At 52.0% G+C, this 16,853-nt stretch carries 14 protein-coding genes and 1 pseudogene; 12 read left to right on the top strand and 3 right to left on the bottom strand.

What is annotated here, in order from left to right; all coding sequences use genetic code 11:
• Window positions 1-4 precede the first annotated feature (4 nt).
• A pseudogene (locus tag ABM428_RS14605) lies at window positions 5-430 on the top strand (IS5 family transposase); the annotation flags it as partial.
• A 395-nt stretch (window positions 431-825) separates the two neighbouring features.
• Here ABM428_RS14605 and ABM428_RS14600 read toward each other — a convergent pair.
• Entirely contained in the window at window positions 826-1,749 is a 924-nt protein-coding gene (locus ABM428_RS14600; RefSeq protein WP_353628486.1) for an alpha/beta hydrolase-fold protein, read from the bottom strand.
• A 428-nt stretch (window positions 1,750-2,177) separates the two neighbouring features.
• On the opposite strand from ABM428_RS14600, the gene ABM428_RS14595 reads away from it, so the two are divergent.
• Complete coding sequence (locus ABM428_RS14595; RefSeq protein WP_353628485.1) at window positions 2,178-3,722, top strand: hypothetical protein; 1,545 nt, start codon at window positions 2,178-2,180, stop codon at window positions 3,720-3,722.
• Between the two features lie 25 nt (window positions 3,723-3,747).
• Here ABM428_RS14595 and ABM428_RS14590 read toward each other — a convergent pair whose 3' ends face one another.
• Both ABM428_RS14590 and ABM428_RS14585 read right to left on the bottom strand, forming a co-directional pair.
• A complete protein-coding gene (locus tag ABM428_RS14590; protein ID WP_353628484.1) occupies window positions 3,748-5,484 on the bottom strand; it encodes an ATP-binding protein in 1,737 nt (578 codons plus the stop codon).
• 31 nt (window positions 5,485-5,515) lie between these two features.
• Window positions 5,516-6,058, bottom strand: a complete 543-nt coding sequence (locus ABM428_RS14585; protein ID WP_353628483.1) for a heme NO-binding domain-containing protein — start codon at window positions 6,056-6,058, stop codon at window positions 5,516-5,518.
• 294 nt (window positions 6,059-6,352) lie between these two features.
• On the opposite strand from ABM428_RS14585, the gene ABM428_RS14580 reads away from it, so the two are divergent.
• The 10 genes from ABM428_RS14580 to galU all read left to right on the top strand — a co-directional run bounded on the left by ABM428_RS14580 (window position 6,353) and on the right by galU (window position 16,815).
• Window positions 6,353-7,528 (top strand): SpoIIE family protein phosphatase, encoded by a 1,176-nt coding sequence (locus ABM428_RS14580; protein WP_353628482.1) that lies wholly within the window; start codon window positions 6,353-6,355, stop codon window positions 7,526-7,528.
• Window positions 7,529-7,530: 2 nt separating this feature from the next.
• Window positions 7,531-7,875 (top strand): STAS domain-containing protein, encoded by a 345-nt coding sequence (locus ABM428_RS14575; protein WP_353628481.1) that lies wholly within the window; start codon window positions 7,531-7,533, stop codon window positions 7,873-7,875.
• A 17-nt stretch (window positions 7,876-7,892) separates the two neighbouring features.
• The gene (locus ABM428_RS14570) at window positions 7,893-8,327 is read left to right on the top strand and encodes an ATP-binding protein (RefSeq protein WP_353628480.1); all 435 of its coding nucleotides are present in this window, start codon (window positions 7,893-7,895) and stop codon (window positions 8,325-8,327) included.
• Between the two features lie 8 nt (window positions 8,328-8,335).
• On the top strand, window positions 8,336-10,096 hold the full coding sequence (locus ABM428_RS14565) for a DUF3131 domain-containing protein (protein ID WP_353628479.1): 1,761 nt from the start codon (window positions 8,336-8,338) through the stop codon (window positions 10,094-10,096).
• On the top strand, window positions 10,093-11,244 hold the full coding sequence (locus tag ABM428_RS14560; RefSeq protein WP_353628478.1) for an acyltransferase: 1,152 nt from the start codon (window positions 10,093-10,095) through the stop codon (window positions 11,242-11,244). Before ABM428_RS14565 ends, ABM428_RS14560 begins: the two co-directional genes overlap by 4 nt.
• A gap of 1 nt (window position 11,245) precedes the next feature.
• The gene (locus tag ABM428_RS14555; RefSeq protein WP_353628477.1) at window positions 11,246-13,072 is read left to right on the top strand and encodes a cellulose synthase catalytic subunit; all 1,827 of its coding nucleotides are present in this window, start codon (window positions 11,246-11,248) and stop codon (window positions 13,070-13,072) included.
• Window positions 13,069-14,421 carry a DUF3131 domain-containing protein gene (locus tag ABM428_RS14550; protein ID WP_353628476.1) on the top strand — a complete coding sequence of 451 codons (1,353 nt, stop codon included), beginning with the start codon at window positions 13,069-13,071 and terminating at the stop codon, window positions 14,419-14,421. The genes ABM428_RS14555 and ABM428_RS14550 overlap by 4 nt, the downstream gene beginning before the upstream one ends.
• A gap of 254 nt (window positions 14,422-14,675) precedes the next feature.
• Window positions 14,676-15,098 (top strand): peptidoglycan-binding domain-containing protein, encoded by a 423-nt coding sequence (locus tag ABM428_RS14545; RefSeq protein WP_353628475.1) that lies wholly within the window; start codon window positions 14,676-14,678, stop codon window positions 15,096-15,098.
• 140 nt (window positions 15,099-15,238) lie between these two features.
• Window positions 15,239-15,508 (top strand): hypothetical protein, encoded by a 270-nt coding sequence (locus tag ABM428_RS14540; RefSeq protein ID WP_353628474.1) that lies wholly within the window; start codon window positions 15,239-15,241, stop codon window positions 15,506-15,508.
• Window positions 15,509-15,870: 362 nt separating this feature from the next.
• Window positions 15,871-16,815: a UTP--glucose-1-phosphate uridylyltransferase GalU gene (gene galU, locus ABM428_RS14535; RefSeq protein ID WP_353628473.1), complete on the top strand. Its 945-nt coding sequence runs from the start codon at window positions 15,871-15,873 to the stop codon at window positions 16,813-16,815.
• Window positions 16,816-16,853 lie beyond the last annotated feature (38 nt).

Here is a 16,853-nt window from a genome sequence, read left to right as displayed (position 1 = left end):
AAGGGGGCGTGGACGCCTGATCGGTCGCACCAAGGGCGGCATGAACACCAAGCTGCACGCCGTCTGCGATAGCCAAGGCCGACCGCTCAATCTGTTCGTCACCGCCGGTCAGGTCAGCGATTACATCGGAGCGCGGGCGCTGCTCAGCAGCTTGCCCAAGGTCGAATGGCTTCTTGGCGACCGAGGCTACGACGCTGACTGGTTCAGAGAAGGGTTGAAAGACAAGGGGATACGCGCCTGCATCCCGGGCCGCAAGCAGCGTAAAACGCCCGTGAAATATGACAAGCGTCGCTACAAACGCCGCAACCGCATCGAGATCATGTTCGGAAGGCTCAAGGACTGGCGGCGTGTCGCAACCCGATACGACAGATGTCCAAAGGTGTTCTTGTCTGCCATCGCTCTGGCCGCAACTGTCATGTTCTGGCTATGAAACGAGAACGAGTCCTGACCCTAGGACTGAAACTCAGCCTCTAAGTCATCGCGGAAAACTCCACCCATAAAGTAAATCAATCTACCTTCGCGCGAAAGTTTGAGATCCGGAAATCCTACGGCTTAGAGTGATACCTCTGCGTGCCTCACGACATCAAAGCCACTACGTGTACAGGACAATCCAATATTATGTTCGCGCTCCTTGCCAAGAAGGGCCGGAAGCTGGAGTCAGGCTGCCAGCTACTAAACGCGCTTCATCCTACCTGCTAAGCTTCCAGCGTTCCATGGACGTTTCTTAAAGTGCCAAACGGCGTTCAACTACGACACTCATCTGTGAGCCGGCCATTCAGGATTTTGTTGAAATCGCTATATTGAGATTAACCCTAAGCGCGTGTGCTACTCACCATAGCCCCTCGTGAAAACAGCATTGATGTGAAAGATTGCCTCTTCGAGTGATTGTCTCCAGAAATTCCAATCATGACTACCTTCGCTAACCAAAAATCTGTGTTTGATGCCAGCCTCTCGCAAAGTCATATGTAATTCGGCCGCGCCCTGAAAAAACGGATCATCTGCTCCCGTATTAAAATAGAAGCGCGGGATACGACCAAAGTTGCTTTTGTCCACAGTAGACACGAGCACTGAGGGGGAGATGGCTTGCCAACTCGAATTCAGCCGATCTTCGCCGCTTAGACTAGGTCCCAACACTCCCGCGTACCGGCTTTCATAGGCTTCGGGAGACAGCGCAAGAACCTGATCCTTCGTGCGAAACGCAACACTCAGGGCCGCGCTTCCAGCAAAGTCATAGGGTTTTTTTAAATTATAGAGAGTGGATGCTACACCGCCCATGGAGATACCAAGGACCGCGCGCGCATTTCCGGTACCGAGGGCTCGATGTCGCTTCTCGACCGCAGGGATAAAATCCTCGAAGAACATCGTTTCCCAATTCAACACGCCATCATGGTCGTTTAGGAAATATGTCGCGACATCGTTGGCTTCGTTTCTACGACCATCGGGTGCCACCGCAATGAATGGCCGGATAGCTCCCTCTGCAATCAAACGATCTAATAACTGGTCGAGACCGGCGAGCGTAAACCAGTCGCTTGGCTGCCCACTTCCACCCCCATGTAAAAGGTAAAGCACAGGGTAAGAGCGGTTGTCCGTTTCGTACCCCGGGGGAAGATACAGCGCGTAATTTACAGGCCGAGCAAAATTTTCACTCCCAACCGCGTTCTCAAATCGCACTTCAGATATCGCAACAGTCGCCATTAGCGAGAGAAGGATACTGTGACAGATCGAACTGACGGCCTTTTGTACATTCATGCGTGCGACATCCTATCAGGTCATCCTTTACAGTATGGGAGATTATTTCTCTTCCATCAGCCATGCTAAATTCTATATGGAAAAGTGGCAGCATGATGGACGTCAGACAAATAAAAACGCATCACCTCAAGTACCGTGATCTATTAGCTATAACTAGTAACTCTCGCTAAACACGTCTTTGAGCCATGATTGATCTTTGGTAAGTTGCGCTGGTGTTCGCCGCCCACCATCCTCCAAAACAAAAATACCCGTGCGATCGGAAAGAACTCGAATACTGTTAAAGGCAAAGTAGCATGCCAGTCGATAAGTCAGAAACAGTGACGCCCGGTGCATCGCAACGCGGTCAAAGCTTGTTTCATCGAGTATCGTTTTCGAGCCTATGGAATGGCGGTGCATTCGTTTGCTCAATCTCTTTGGGATGTGCAACTATGATCCAAGCGCAGCCACTGGCTGAAAGCACGGCTTCCGAACTATCGACCGGCCCCGTGAATAGTGTCACCACTATTAATACCACGGATCCTGCCATTCCTTCGGCACGGGAAGTCGTTCAAGACCTGCCAAGCGCGCTGCATTTATCGCGCCACCAACGCGGCGAGATCAATGGGCTGCGCTACGTTCTTTTTCCAGATGGAAGCGGAAAGATTATGCAAGCAGAGCAACTGAGCAGTGCCCTGTTTCGTTTGTCGTGTAAGAAGGGCGTCGCTTGCACCGTCTATGGCGCGGATGGCGACACGTTTGTGGTTCCCGCCATTGATGGCCCGCGGCCTGTGATGCCTCCGGCTCCGTCGGGTGAGGCGTTAGCGCAGTACCTATCCGAGTGGATCCTGGCCGGAACCGGAACTCCCCTTTCAGAGCCTCTCCTCCCCCCGCCGCCACGGATAGATGAAAGGCCCTTAGCCACGGCGCAAAGCTCTGAACCTACAGAGTCCGCCAACGGCACTGCTATTCCTAGGCAGGAAACGGCGGTAGCAGCCGCAGCACCGCGAGATCAGAACGTCCCTGAAACCGTGGTGTCAGAGACAGAAGTCGTGCCGGTCACTCCTGTGGAAAGAATAGAGGAGGTGGATGCCCAACTCGTCGTACCGTTGGAGCAACCCGCTCATCTACCGTGCACAATCGAGGATCCGGATGTGGATTGCAGCGAGCCGCAGCTGGAGAAATTGAACGCGATAAAAGCGGTCCGAACCACGACAAAGCGGGTCAAAATGGCATCTTCATCCGTGGCAAGACAGGCCTCGCCTCGGAGGGCCGTTGTCGTCAATCAGAGGTCAAATCCGTCTCTCACACCGCCGGTTAAGGAAACTATCTTCGAACGGATCAATCTTGCCTGTTCTGTTACCGGAAGTGTAACGCTCCGCTACAAGCACCACGACACAGGCGCGAAGCGATTTGGCAAACCACGCGCCAGTTTGTCTTGTGGGGCGAAGTTGACCGAAAAACTCTCACTACGTGCGTCTGCGATTGGATATGCTGACAACAACGAAAAGTCGCCTTCCGATGCAGAGTTCACGTATGCTCTATCTTATAAGGCCACTGAAAAGATCACGCTGAGTTACTCAAACTATTCCGGCCGCTTCGACGGTACCAACGCCTCATTTTTTGACTCACTCATATCTGGGGCGCTTCGCGCCAGCTATAGCTTGCCGAAAATTAAACTACCGAATGAGAAGGTCATAGGCTGCTCCACAAGCGTCAACTTGCTGGACCTTGAGTATGGCTCCCTAAACTTGTTCTGCAGCTACGCCGTAACAGACCGGCTGCGCATCAGCGGGACGGCCTACGCCTATCTGCCCGGAAAACAAGACCCCTGGGATCCGGACTTTGCTTACGGGATAAGCTACAAGATCCGCGACGATTGGAGCGTGACCTACAGCAATTATGCAAACAATCGCTTTTTCTGGAACCAAAGTCAAAATTCTGGTGAGGGTATTTGGGGCGGAACTATCTCTGTAGCCTACAAATTTAATTTTTAACTTTTACTGTGAAATGTATGATGTATCATGCGAGTGCCCGAAGATCCGCGAGTTCATTTCGAATATTATTAACGCAATTTCGCGGATTTCCGTTACCCAAAGGCGTTTCCTCAAGAAGTTTTGCCCACTCGGCGATGTTGTTGAATCCCAGCATCAGCGAAGAACCCTTGATTGAGTGAGCTTCAGCTTTCACCGTATTTGCATCGCCCTCTTCAAACGCAGTTTCTAAACGCTCGAAACGCCTAGAACAATCGTCCACATACTTGTGGGCGAGCTGGATCAATTTCTCTTCGGTAAAAAGCTCTCGAATTTCACTCAAGCTGCGATCGGACATCCGGTCAAGTATCGAAGCACTTTGCACGTTAGTGCCCAAAGCTCCCTCCGCCACCAAACTTGCTTGTTCGTCTGAGCTAGGTGTTTGCCCGCATAACGCGATCTCTAGCGCGAATTTAAGTTCTAGGAACGGAATAGGCTTAGATAAGATAGTCTCGATTCCCACTACTTTGGCTTCTTCTTCAATAGCATCCATCAGGTGCGCTGTGAGTGCGATGATTGGAGGATAACTGAACGCACCCCATTTCTCACGAATACGCTGCGTGGCCTCTAGTCCGTCCATTTCAGGCATGGCGACGTCCATTAGTACTAGATCGTACTTTTTGGGATCAAACATTTTCACTGCAACGCGACCATTTTCTGCAAGGTCACTTACAAGGTTTAAACGATCAGCGTAGGCTAGCAAAAGTTTTTGATTGACTATGTTATCTTCGGCAATAAGCACCCGCTTCCCGTCGAGAGCGTTACCATTGGGCTGATCCCGCCTCTCCGTGTCAGAAGCGACATTGGTAATTTCACCGGTTTCGACAGGAAGCTCGAACCAAAACGTAGATCCAACGCCGACCTCGCTATTCAAACCAACCGCACCACCTGAGCCCTCAATAATTCGTTTACAGATGGCTAGGCCGAGGCCCGTACCCTGAGCCGCGGCGGTCAAAGAGTTGGATACCTGTGAAAAGTCATTAAACAAATCGAGTTTGGCAGTATCCGAAATGCCAATACCCGAATCTTCCACTTCAACTCGAAGTAGACATCCTTTCGGATGCTTTGATGCCGAGGCACGAATATGGATCGGCCCTTCGGTGGAATACCGCAAAGCGTTAGAAACCAAGTTTGAGATGACTTGCCGGATGCGCGTTGCGTCCCCGAAAAATATCTTGGGTACGTCGTGGGTAACCTCGATCTTCAGGTTGCGGTGTCGGGTCGTTTCATTGCTCCCCGCAAGCACGCATACGCTCTCAATCAACGCACGAATATCAACGTTTTCTCTCTCAAGAATAAATACACCAGCTTCCATCTTTGAAAAATCGAGAACATCATTGACGATCCTTCCCAAACTGATGCCCGCCGTGGACGCAAGCCTAAGGAGTTCTTTCTTTTCAGGATCTGTTTCGTCCATCTCCAACAGATCAATCATGCCCAGCATACCGCCAAGCGGCGTCCGTATCTCATGGCTCATCGTGGCTAGAAATCTGCTTTTTGCTTTTCCTGCAAGTTCGGCCTGTTTCAGCGCTTCTTCCAACTCTTCAGTGCGCACCCGCACCGCTTCTTCTAACTCCGATGAATAGGCACTAAGCTTTTCATTCGCCAAAAATAGTTCACGACTTTTCTGCTCCAACAGGTTTTCCGCTTCAGCGCGGGCCGCCTGCTCGCGCTGATAGCGCCGCCGAGAAACTGTAGTATTGATAGATGAGACTTCATTTGGCATTTCAAAAACTTACCTCAAACGATACCAATGGTTATCCATTCAAACGAATATCGAAGTTCGTAGCATTTGCTGGATGCGGGGCGGGGCTACGTGCAACCTCTGCCGTTTGGCCGTAAAGTTCCAAGCAAGCTTCGACCATACCATGGCAAAATTCGACCAATGGACGTGGAGAAGAATAGGTAAGCACTAGGTGGTCATCGCTTATGCGATCCGTGGAAAACGCCGGAAGCTCGGCACTAGGGTATAATTTTTTAACCTCGACGTGAATTTCGCCGTCGACAGCTTCAAGAAGCGAGAAGCTATCGGCCTTGCCCTCAAACGATCCGCCGAAGTTTTCGACGAAGTGTTTCATCATCCAGTGCCCAAACATGCGCTGTAGCTTTTCCGAGCTAATACCCGATAACTCGCTGAATGCAGTCACAATTTTGATAAGTTCTGAGCAAGGATAATTTCCTACCGTGGTAAACGCGCCGCCGTTGTCGAGATTTGCGTTATCTAACGCAATATCTACGACATCCTCGCCAAACGCATCTTCGGCCATTTTGATTAGTTCAACAAAAATAGTACCCTTCATATCGCCCCACTTTCATAAATGTTAACCTTCCCTCTTCAACAAGATGGTTATGGCGGAACCCACATATATCAGACCATTCATTTCCACCCTTCCAGAAGACAGTGTCAGTCTCTTTGGACCCGAGCCTGTTAACCTATACCCTTTGTTTACCTATCAGAGGAGCCCACCTGAAAATTGTCAAAATCAAGGTATTTTCACAATTTTTCACAATATCCCGCCAATCAAATGACAAAGTTCGGCTATTAAGTAGGAATCAGCAGGTAGACGTTATAAACTGAGGTTAGCAAACGCGGGATGGTAGAACGGCTGAAAATCATCGTTGCAGAGGATAATGCAGTTCAACGGCTATACCTCTCAAAACTGATCGAGAGTTTAGGGTATGAGGCAATTCCCGTCGACGATGGTCGTGCTGCGATCCAGCAACTAGTTGAAGCGAAAATACAAATTGTCATCAGCGATTATCAGATGCCCAATATGGACGGCATTCAGCTGACCCAAGCAGTGCGCGCGCTTGAATTGGACCATTACGTTTACATTATTATGATTACCGGTAGCGAGAACGAAGAACTTCGATCCAAGGCGCTAGACGCCGGGGTCGATGATTTTCTTGCTAAAACACGCAGCCCCATGAGGCTGAATGCCCGTATCCGTGCGGCGACGCGATTGATTCAACACGCGGATGAGCTTGCCGAACGGACAAGGATTCTTAAGGAATCCAACGACCGTATTCAGGCAGACCTGCGCGCCGCCGCCGCAGCGCAGCGCCGGCTTTTACCTGATTTTAAGGAAGAGATGTCTGGCTTCGACATTTCCTCGGCTTTCGTGCCCTCATCCTTTGTTTCGGGCGATATGTTTGGCTGCTTTCCTTTAAACGACGATACGCTCGGTTTCTACATGATAGACGTATCCGGCCACGGCGTTCACGCATCGCTTCTTTCGGTTGCACTGGGTTATCTCATCACGCCAGAATTTTTTCGAACATTTGCGCTGCGAGAAGGCCAGCCCCCTGATCCGGCAGCATTGGTCGCCAATCTGAACGACCGCTTCTTCAGCCCGGAGAACGACGAATATTTCACCATGTTCTGCGGCGTTATCGACACGGCAAGCGGCGAGTTGACCTATTGTCAGGCCGCCTACCCATCGCCCTGTTACGTTGATGGATCCGGTGCCGTAGACATGGTGGGCGACGGCGGCTTTCCCGTCGCGATGCTGCCGAGCCTGACCTACGAAAACAACACGATCCACCTTGCCAAAGGATGCACATTGGTCGTCTGCTCCGACGCGGTGACTGAGGCCGAGAACGAGATGGGCACCTCCTTCGGACTTGATCGTCTCAAACGCATGGTCGCCACAATGCCATTCGTCGGCGCAAAGCAAATGCCTGAGACGATCGTCCAGTCATTGTCCGATTGGCGCGGCGGGAACACACTGGAAGACGACCTGACCGTTGTCGCTCTTAATAGGAACTGAGAATGATCTATACGACACAACATGACGATTCCATAACTGTCGTTCGCCCCGGCGTAGAGCGGCTGACAGCGCAGAACGCGACCGGGTTCAAAAACGAAGTCGTCGAACTGATTGATCAGGGCAACAGCCAAATCATTGTCGATTTTTCGCAGGTTTCCTTTCTGGATTCCTCTGGTTTGGGGGCACTGGTCGGGGTTTTGAAAAAAATTGGGCATCGTGGCGACTTGCTGGTTGCTGATCTTAACAGCGACGTGGAACAGATGTTCCGTATCTGCCGCATGGATCGGGTGCTTCCCATTCACCGAAACGTCGATGCAGCGCTCCAGTCGCTGCGAGAGCGCCAGTGAAGAGCCAGTGCTACACGATGTCCAACGCCCTTGAGGCTGTGGATCCGATGGTCCAGCGTTTAAGCGCTGCGGTCGGGCAATCATTATCTGATACGACACGGTTCAAATTTGAGCTTTGCATCTCGGAGGCGCTGAACAACATCGTGATCCATGCCCGTCCAATACCATCCGCGGCAGAGATCAATATTGAACTTACAGTACAGCCCGCAGCCATATCGATAGAGATATTCGACCCCGCCGGCGCAGAGCCATTCGATCTGCGCGAAAAGGCAACCGATCTGTCGCAAATTGACGAAATGTCCGAAGGCGGCCGTGGGCTTGGCCTAATTATGGAATTCGCGAATGAGGTCGAATACGGCCCATCCGGCAACGGCCGCAGGCTATTGTTAGCATTTCGGGATATTGAACCCGATAGTACCACCATGCCCCCCGCAGAAGGAGCGTGCGAATGAGGCACCCTATGTCATTAAAATTCGTAAATTGCATTGCAGCAGCTTTTGTCGCCTTGGCCACCGCGCCGCTGGTTCAGGCCCAAGACACGTCAGAAGCCAAGCCCCAGGCAGAAGCTAAGGCCAAGGCAGAAGCTAAGGCCGAAAAGGTCACGATCGGCAATATCATTGTCGAAGGAACACCTTACGACAGTATGACCATCCGCTCAACAGCGCCTTTGATCATCGATTTCAACGGTGATGGAAGTGCTCGAAATGAATGCAATCGCGGGGCGAGATTTGACAAGGAAAGACACTTTGGCCGCAACGGCCAGTTGACAGACCGCGAGTACGCGATGGCGCAGACCGCTTGGTCGTATTTTGAGAAGCGTTTTCAACCGGATACGGGACTGGTCAATGCCGTGGGTGCCTATCCTTCCACCACCCTATGGGACACGGCCTCTTATATCAGCGCCTTGGTTTCAGCCTATGAGCTTTGCGTAATCGACAAACGAGATTTTGACACCCGCGCAACCAAACTGCTCAATACGTTGCGCAATCTTGACCTGTACCAAGGTGAAGCCCCCAACAAGGTTTACAACGCCAAGACCGGCGAGAAAGTGAACTATGCAAACGAATCTGGCGAAGTCGGCATGTCTGCGCTTGATATTGGCCGGATGCTCGTTTGGCTTCGCATTTTGAAAGAACGCCACCCGCACCTGGCAAACAGTGTCGACAACGTTCCGATGCGGTGGAACTTCTGCAATCTTATCAATGAGGATGGCCGGATGTTCGGGTCATTCAAACGTGGTGACGGGTCCACACGCTATGTCCAGGAGGGGCGTTTAGGCTATGAAGAATACGCCGCAAAAGGCTTTGCGCTTTGGGGTTTCGATGTCGACCGCGCCCTATCGCCGGAACCGCTGTCCTATACCACGATCTATGACGTCAAAGTGCCTTTCGACGGTCGCGATCCCCGCATTTTCAAGAACCAGAACTACGTACTAACCGAAGGCTACATTCTGGACGGTCTGGAACTAGGGTGGGACATTCCCTCCGACACAGACGGTGACGGCGAAACTGCCAGCCACGGTTGGCGGGCGGAATTCGCCAACCGCATTTATCTGGTGCAACAGCGCCGGTTCGAACAGACAGGCATCGTGACCGCGCGATCCGAGCATCAGGTCAACGGCAAGCCTTACTTTGTGTATGACACGATCTTTGCCGATGGTTATCCGTGGAATACGCTTGATCCTACGGGAGAATACCAACCCGACCGCGCCGCCATCGCCGCCAAAGCCGCAATCGGCATGTGGGCGCTGTGGGAGACGGACTATACGGAACTTCTGTTCGAAACCGTTGCCGATCTGTCCGAGCCCGAATTAGGATTCTACGAAGGGCTCTATGAGAACGGCAATGGCTATATACCGCTTCAATCGTCGAACAACAACGGCATCATCCTCGCGGCTCTTTTGTACAAGGTCCAAGGGCCGATCCTGAAAAAGGTGAACAACAATACGCAGACCTGGGATATGGCGAATATCGGGACTGATTTGCGCGACAACAAATGCCACCCGAACAAGATGATCAAAGAGGTGCCTTGCTGTGCCTGCGCGAACCCCAACCGCGTCGATCCCGTGATACCCGTGGAGGAGTTCACCTATTGCCGCCCCGTTCTGACAGGCGGGGAAATCGGGGCGACCGAATGCCAGCCGACCGAACATAAGATGCCGCCACCCAAAGTGCGTAAAGTGCTACCGAAATCCTGCCCGATCCCCGCTGCTAACCCATGAACCAGAGCAGCAAAACAAGACTATTGTGGTTTGACGCAAACCGGGTTTTTGCGGCGATGGGCGTTGTGCTGATCCACTCCACCACGGATTTTTCGGGGCAGCCATTTGCCGATGCGGAACCTGCAGCGCGTCTTATTCCGGTGTTCTTGCGATCAATCGGCGAATTCTCGGGCTCCGAAATGTTCTTTATGTTTTCGCTTTTCCTGATGGCGATGCGGGTCGACAGGAAGATGCCAGGCTACGGAACGGCGATCGGGCAACAAGCCAAACGGCTGCTGGTGCCTTTTGCTTTTTGGACGCTCTTCTATGTGTTCTTCCGTTTGGCGAAGGCAGAGGCGTTTGGCTACACGCCCTATATCTGGGATCAGATCGCCGACCTGAAGAACTGGGCGGGCTATCTGATCTTGGGCAAGTCCCAGTACCACATGCACTTTTTGCCCACGCTATTTGCCCTCATCCTGTTCTATCCGGTGATGCGCGTCGCGATACGCTATCCCATGTTCGGCTTTGCCGTATTAGTGACCATAGGCGTCATGAACAGCGCGCAGGCATTTGTCTGGAGCACAGGGATCGATTCCTTCTACCGCGATTACATTGTTCGCGCGTTGAAAATATTCGGCTATGTCGGATACGGGCTGGCGGCCTTCGCGATTTATGGCTTGTGGAAGGATGGCATTCCCAGAGGCGAGTCTCGCCTGATCCGACGCGCCGCGTTCTATTTCGTTGGCCTCGCCTATATTGCCACCCTACCCTTCTTCGCCATCGCCTATGAAACCGGCGGCTGGGGCATCCGAAACAATTGGGATTATTACGGGCATTTTCTGATGCCGATCTTCGTGTTCTTTGTCTTTCTTGGCGGGCAGTTCTTGCCGTGGTCAAAGCAGTGGTCGTTCTTTGCGAGGTTCAGTTTCGGCGTCTACCTAGTTCATCCTTTTGTGATCGACCTCTTTGATATCTTCGTGTTCAAAACGGGCCTGTCCCAGATGACGCAACCGTGGATGCTTGTCCTGTCCCGCTACGCCTTCGCGCTGCCGCTGTCTTTCGCCGTAGCCTACGGGCTTTCCAAGGGGGCCTTGGTGGCTTGGACGATCGGCCTTGGCCCGCTGCCTTGGGAACGGGCCAAGGCCAAACCGTTGGCTGGTGCATAGAATGGACGATTATTTTCTCAAGTTCGAAGACCGCCTGCCGGAGCCGCCTCTACCCTACTCGCCACTGCGTGAAATGCTGTGGCAATTCCTTGCGACAATCGCCTTGGTTGTCGGGGGCTGGTACATCTGGTGGCGATGGGCCCACTCGCTGAACCCCGACGCCATGTGGTTTGCGCTACCCTTGGTGCTGGCCGAAACCTGTGCCTATTTCGGCATGTTGCTGTTCGTTTTCAATCTGTGGAAAGACGATCCGCTCAAGATCGAGAGCCCCCCGGCGGTGCTTTCAGATGTCGTTGATGGCCATCCCGAGGGGGATCGGCCAATCTCTGTCGATGTGATGTTTGCCACCTATGACGAAGACCCCGAACTGGTGAGGCTCGGGATCCTCGATGCGAAGCAAATGACCTACCCCCACCCGATCGACATACGCATCCACATTCTCGACGATGGTCGTCGCCCCGAAATGCGCGTAGTTACCGAAGCGGAAGGGGTAAACTACATCACCCGCAGCACGAACGAAGGTTTCAAAGCCGGCAATCTCCGCAACGCGATGGAGCAGACCTCGGGCGACTTCATGGTGATCTGCGACGCAGACACCCGCCCTTTCCCAACGTTTCTTGAACACACAATGGGCTATTTTAGAGACAAGAAGATGGCCTGGGTCCAAACGCCCCAATGGTTCTACGACCTGCCCGCCGGAGAGCATCTGACTGACAAGTTGCAACGCCGTTTCGGTCAGTTTGGCGGCAAGATCGGCCGCGCGATCGAGCGGACGGTTGGGCCTGTGGTTTACGGCGCGGATCCCTTCGTGAACGACCCCAAGATGTTCTACGATATCATCCTACGCCGTCGGAACTGGGTAAATGCCGCATTCTGTTGTGGCGCTGGTTCTATCCATCGCCGAGAGGCGGTGATGGAGGTTGCGCTGCGCAGCTTCGGCGATAAGGTCGAACAACGGTCTTTCGCGGTCGAAGAAAATATTACCGTCTCCAGCAAAGAGCGCGAAATTGCCCCCGATCTGATGGCAGCCATCCGCACGGAATCCGCCGCGACAGAGGTGTTGACGCCATATCGATTCCACGTCTCCGAAGACATCTATACTTCAATCGTCCTGCATTCGGATAGCGAGCGCGGCTGGAAGTCAAAGCAGCATCCGATGGTTGAAAGCAAAATGCTATCACCTCAAGATCTGCTGACATGGACCGTGCAACGCTTCAAATATGCTGGCGGTAGCTTGGATATTCTCAAGAACGACAATCCTCTGTTTCGCCGGGGCTTGTCGATTGGCCAACGGCTTATGTATGGCACCACGTTTTATTCCTATCTGGCACCGTTGTGGAACATCATCTTTCTCTTTGCCCCTGTCGTGTATCTTTTTACCGGCGCTTCGCCCGTTTCCGCATATTCGAATGAGTTTTTTTTCCGTCTGATCCCCTTTCTCGTCACGCTGGAGCTGGCAATAATGATCGGCACTTGGGGGATTGCGGGATATGCCGCTAAAAGCAGCTACCTCGCCTTTTTCCCATTGGGCATGAAAGCCCTGCTGGCCGTCGCCAAGGGCGAGAGGATTTCTTTCAAGGTCACCCCTAAAACTCGACAGACAGGCAATTTTCTTGAGCTTGTCCGCCCGCAGATGGCCGTGATCCTGTTTACCGTCCTTGGGGCACTCTGGGGCATCGGGGCACTGATTTATGGCGGCTCCGGGCATTCAGCGGGCGGTGTCGTGGCGAATATTCTGTGGGGACTTAACAATTGCCTCGCCATGGCCGGAATGATCCGCGCCGCCCTATGGCAACCCGAACAATCGCAAGAGGAGCTGAACGCATGAGCTTTCGTTCTAATCTGATAAAGGCGCGCAGCCATATTACATTCCTCGTGGCATTGGGCTTTGGCCTGGCCTTGGTTGTGTTTTTAGAAAACACCATCGATAAGCGCGCAACACGTGACCCAGAACTGATGGAGTCCTCCGCCGTGGAACAGCGCTCCCCCCTCGCCGCCTTTGAGGCCGTCACGCCATTGCCACTAGCGATGACGGGCGAAAGTAGCGAAAGCGACCTTGATTATGCGCGGATCGCTTGGCGCTACTTCGAGAATAACACGCATGAGACGACGGGGCTGGTGAATTCTGCAGACAAGTACCCATCGACAACGATGTGGGAAACGGGATCATACTTTATTGCCGTAATATCTGCTGAATTACTCGAAATAATTGACCCAGACGAAGCACAATCTCGACTATTGTTGGCTTTAGAAACGCTCAGCAATTTGCGTTTGTTCGACGACCTCTTACCCAACAAAGCCTATAACGTGCAGACAGCCGAACTTGTAGACTACGGCAATCGACCAGTCGAACGTGGCCTAGGCTGGTCGGCTTTGGACATTGCACGTATGGTCGGTGCCCTGGCTCAGGTTGAAAGTCGCTATCCCGAGCTAGCGCCGCAGGTAACTGCTGTGCTCGACAAATGGCACCTAATTCAGATGGTCGAAGGTGGGCAACTGATCGGCGGCAATATTGCGAACGATAAACTGCGTCGCGATCAAGAGGGACGCGTCGGCTATGAACAATATGCCGCTAAAGCCATGATGCTCTTCGGTTACGATATGGTAAACGCGTACGGTGTAGAAGATCATTTGATGGTGAAAGACGTACTAGGCCACCCCGTACCCGTTGATACTCGCTTGCACCGCAACGTCACCCCTGCCTTTACCGTCAGCGAGCCGTACATTTTCGATGGTCTAGAGTTCGGCTTTGATGATCGGTCCCATCGATTTGCAACGGCGATATACCATGCACAAGAGGCCCGCTTCATGGAAACCGGCATTCTGACCGCCGTAAGTGAGTCCCACCTAGATGAAGCACCTTATTTTGTATATTCATCAATATGGGGCGGAGGTGCGCCTTGGGCTGTAATGACGTTTAAAGGGGACCGCTTAGACAGCAAACGCACTGTTACTACGAAAGTATCTTTCGCAATGGACGCGTTGTTTGGCACCGAATATACGCGCAAACTTGTTTCTGCAATTGCCCCCACCGCGAACTATGAACGTGGATGGCCGGAAGGCATTTACGAAGTAGACGGATCAACAAACACATCAATTACGGCTAACACCAATGCGACTGTACTCGCAGCGCTTGCATTTAGACGTCATGGTCCGTTAATTCGCGTATCTCCATGAGAACGGACTTCGTAATTCTTATACTTTTCGGTGTCGTGATCTATGGGCGCGAAACCTTAGCGGCTCCCTGTATTTCTTCGACGTTCGATGTGCCACTCCCAGGCGCTGTTAACGTTATAGTGAACTACTCCGACGTCCCGTCCCCCCTTTTCCCTAGCGTATGGCAAGAAGGCTTAATAAATGGTCTACCCTATGCGATATTTTCGAACGGCGAAGGCTATCTAAAACCTAGTTTTTCATCGGAAGACTGGCACATGAGTTTTTCCTGTGGGAGGGGTTCTTGCACTACAACCTTGGTTGGCACCCCCCCCAAAGAAGCCGTGGAGCAGCTAGCAGAGTTGACCTCCTGCGTTTTGGGAAAAGCATCCCCAAGTAAAGGTATCTCGGAACGGAAATCTATCGCATCCCAAGAAAGTATTAACGAACCCATCAAGGAAGCTTCGGCTGACGATCAAGAAAAGTGCTTACTTAATGATGACCGGCACGATGTAGACGGTTTTCAACTGCAACGTTTACTTGTGGAGGCTGGTTCTGACCCAGGGCCGATAGATGGTAGTGTCGGCAAACAAACACGAAAAGCTCTTAAAGAAGTACTCGGAAATTCTGCAGTTGAAATGAATTTGGCCCAAGCCATCAATGCACTAAAACAAGTCAATTGCATCGAAGGTTTTAGATAACACGCTACCAGTTGTCAGAATGTAAATATATCATACGATACATATTGTCGAACTCAATACACCCTACAATAGAACTCGCATTCAATATGATCGAATTTGCACTATTGTAAGGTGAATACTGTACTGAAGGAGAACTAAGCATGGCTTGCTATCTCGTGGCTTACAATTCAGCGGTCGAAAACGCGCGGTTTAGTATTTCAAACGATATCAAGGCATACGGAGTTTGGGCAAAAATAGGAGATTCAGCATATATAATCTCAACAGATGCGGAGGTTACAGAGGTTTACGATAACCTATCGAAAAACTTAGACGCTGATGATAACTTCTATGTTATCAGCGTGAGCAAACCCTGTTGGGGGCAAGGTCCTGGTGCAGTCAACCAATGGCTCAGCGACAATCTTCCGAATTAGGTATGCTGTTCGAGATCAGAACGGACGCATATGAAGTCAACACTTCAAAATTTCATATGAGAACTCTTCTATTGATAGCGCCCATAAAAACGGTCTTACAGCAATAATTAGACAGGTATTTCATAGTATCCAACCTAAAGCAATCATCTGTAGAAGAATATAATGCGGCAATATGTAAGCCGCTATTGTCGGCTGAATTAGTTTTCGCAAACCTATCGCCTAGTGTTGCGGTTAGAACGTATTGGCTCCTGCCTTAAAAAAGCCTAACTCGCACACCATCCTTTCAGGAAGGACTTTGCTAAATTCCGGCACAAGGTTCAGGACCTAAAATGTGATCTAACAAAACCAGATAAGGACGCTCAATGGTTAAGAAAGTAACAAAAGCGATTTTTCCGGTGGCTGGTTTGGGAACTCGGTTTTTGCCCGCGACGAAATCTGTCCCCAAAGAGATCATGACCCTGGTTGATCGCCCGCTGGTGCAATACGCCATCGACGAGGCCCGCGCGGCGGGCATCAAGGAATTCATCTTTGTCACCTCCCGCGGCAAGGGCGCGCTGGAAGATTACTTTGACCACTCTCCCGTGCTGGAACAGGAACTGCGCTCCAAGGGCAAGACAGAGCTGATGGAGATCCTGAAAAGCACCAATATGGACAGCGGTGCCATCGCGTATATCCGCCAGCACAAAGCGCTTGGTCTGGGCCATGCGGTATGGTGCGCCCGTCGTCTGATCGGCAATGAACCCTTTGCGGTGATGCTGCCCGATGACGTGATTGCTGCCGACAAACCCTGCCTGCAGCAGATGATCGAAGCCTATAACGAGACCGGCGGCAACATGGTTGCGGCGATGGAAGTGAACCCTGAAAAATCCTCCTCCTACGGGATGCTGGACATCGGCGATGGCCAAACCGATGGCGAGCTGGTCAAGGTGAAGGGCATGGTCGAAAAGCCCAAAGCCGAAGACGCGCCGTCGAACCTTGCCGTAATCGGCCGCTATATCCTGTCGCCCAACGTGCTGAAAAACCTGAACCAGCTGAAGTCCGGCTCGGGCGGGGAAATCCAGCTGACCGACGCTATCGCAGCAGAGCTGACTCAAGGTAACGATGTCTATGGCTACCGCTTCAAGGGCCAGCGTTTCGACTGCGGTTCCAAGTCCGGTTTCCTGCAGGCGACGGTGTCCTTCGGACTGGCGCGTGAAGAGCTGCGCGATGATTTATTGAAATACTTAAAGTCAGAAATGGCTGAGCAGAGTACTCCGACAACGACCCGCCGAGAAACAAACGCGCCCTCTATAAAGAGTAGGTTTTAATTTGGCAACTATGTCGGAAACGATATTTTGACAACTTA

The sequence above is a fragment of the Sulfitobacter sp. TCYB15 genome (assembly GCF_040435955.1).
GTDB classification, from domain to species: Bacteria; Pseudomonadota; Alphaproteobacteria; order Rhodobacterales; family Rhodobacteraceae; genus Sulfitobacter; species Sulfitobacter pontiacus.
Note: the sequence above shows the minus strand (reverse complement) of the source record. Positions and strands in the feature narration are given on the sequence as shown.

Bases quoted from the DNA above. Each gene is read 5' to 3' on its own strand.
- galU (WP_353628473.1), top strand. From the start codon at position 15,871: ATGGTTAAGAAAGTAACAAAAGCGATTTTTCCGGTGGCTGGTTTGGGA.
- ABM428_RS14570 (WP_353628480.1), top strand. From the start codon at position 7,893: ATGTCCAACGCCCTTGAGGCTGTGGATCCGATGGTCCAGCGTTTAAGC.
- ABM428_RS14560 (WP_353628478.1), top strand. From the start codon at position 10,093: ATGAACCAGAGCAGCAAAACAAGACTATTGTGGTTTGACGCAAACCGG.
- ABM428_RS14590 (WP_353628484.1), bottom strand. From the start codon at position 5,484: ATGCCAAATGAAGTCTCATCTATCAATACTACAGTTTCTCGGCGGCGC.
- ABM428_RS14545 (WP_353628475.1), top strand. From the start codon at position 14,676: ATGAGTTTTTCCTGTGGGAGGGGTTCTTGCACTACAACCTTGGTTGGC.
- ABM428_RS14600 (WP_353628486.1), bottom strand. From the start codon at position 1,749: ATGAATGTACAAAAGGCCGTCAGTTCGATCTGTCACAGTATCCTTCTC.
- ABM428_RS14565 (WP_353628479.1), top strand. From the start codon at position 8,336: ATGTCATTAAAATTCGTAAATTGCATTGCAGCAGCTTTTGTCGCCTTG.
- ABM428_RS14585 (WP_353628483.1), bottom strand. From the start codon at position 6,058: ATGAAGGGTACTATTTTTGTTGAACTAATCAAAATGGCCGAAGATGCG.
- ABM428_RS14575 (WP_353628481.1), top strand. From the start codon at position 7,531: ATGATCTATACGACACAACATGACGATTCCATAACTGTCGTTCGCCCC.
- ABM428_RS14540 (WP_353628474.1), top strand. From the start codon at position 15,239: ATGGCTTGCTATCTCGTGGCTTACAATTCAGCGGTCGAAAACGCGCGG.
- ABM428_RS14550 (WP_353628476.1), top strand. From the start codon at position 13,069: ATGAGCTTTCGTTCTAATCTGATAAAGGCGCGCAGCCATATTACATTC.
- ABM428_RS14580 (WP_353628482.1), top strand. From the start codon at position 6,353: ATGGTAGAACGGCTGAAAATCATCGTTGCAGAGGATAATGCAGTTCAA.
- ABM428_RS14595 (WP_353628485.1), top strand. From the start codon at position 2,178: ATGATCCAAGCGCAGCCACTGGCTGAAAGCACGGCTTCCGAACTATCG.
- ABM428_RS14555 (WP_353628477.1), top strand. From the start codon at position 11,246: ATGGACGATTATTTTCTCAAGTTCGAAGACCGCCTGCCGGAGCCGCCT.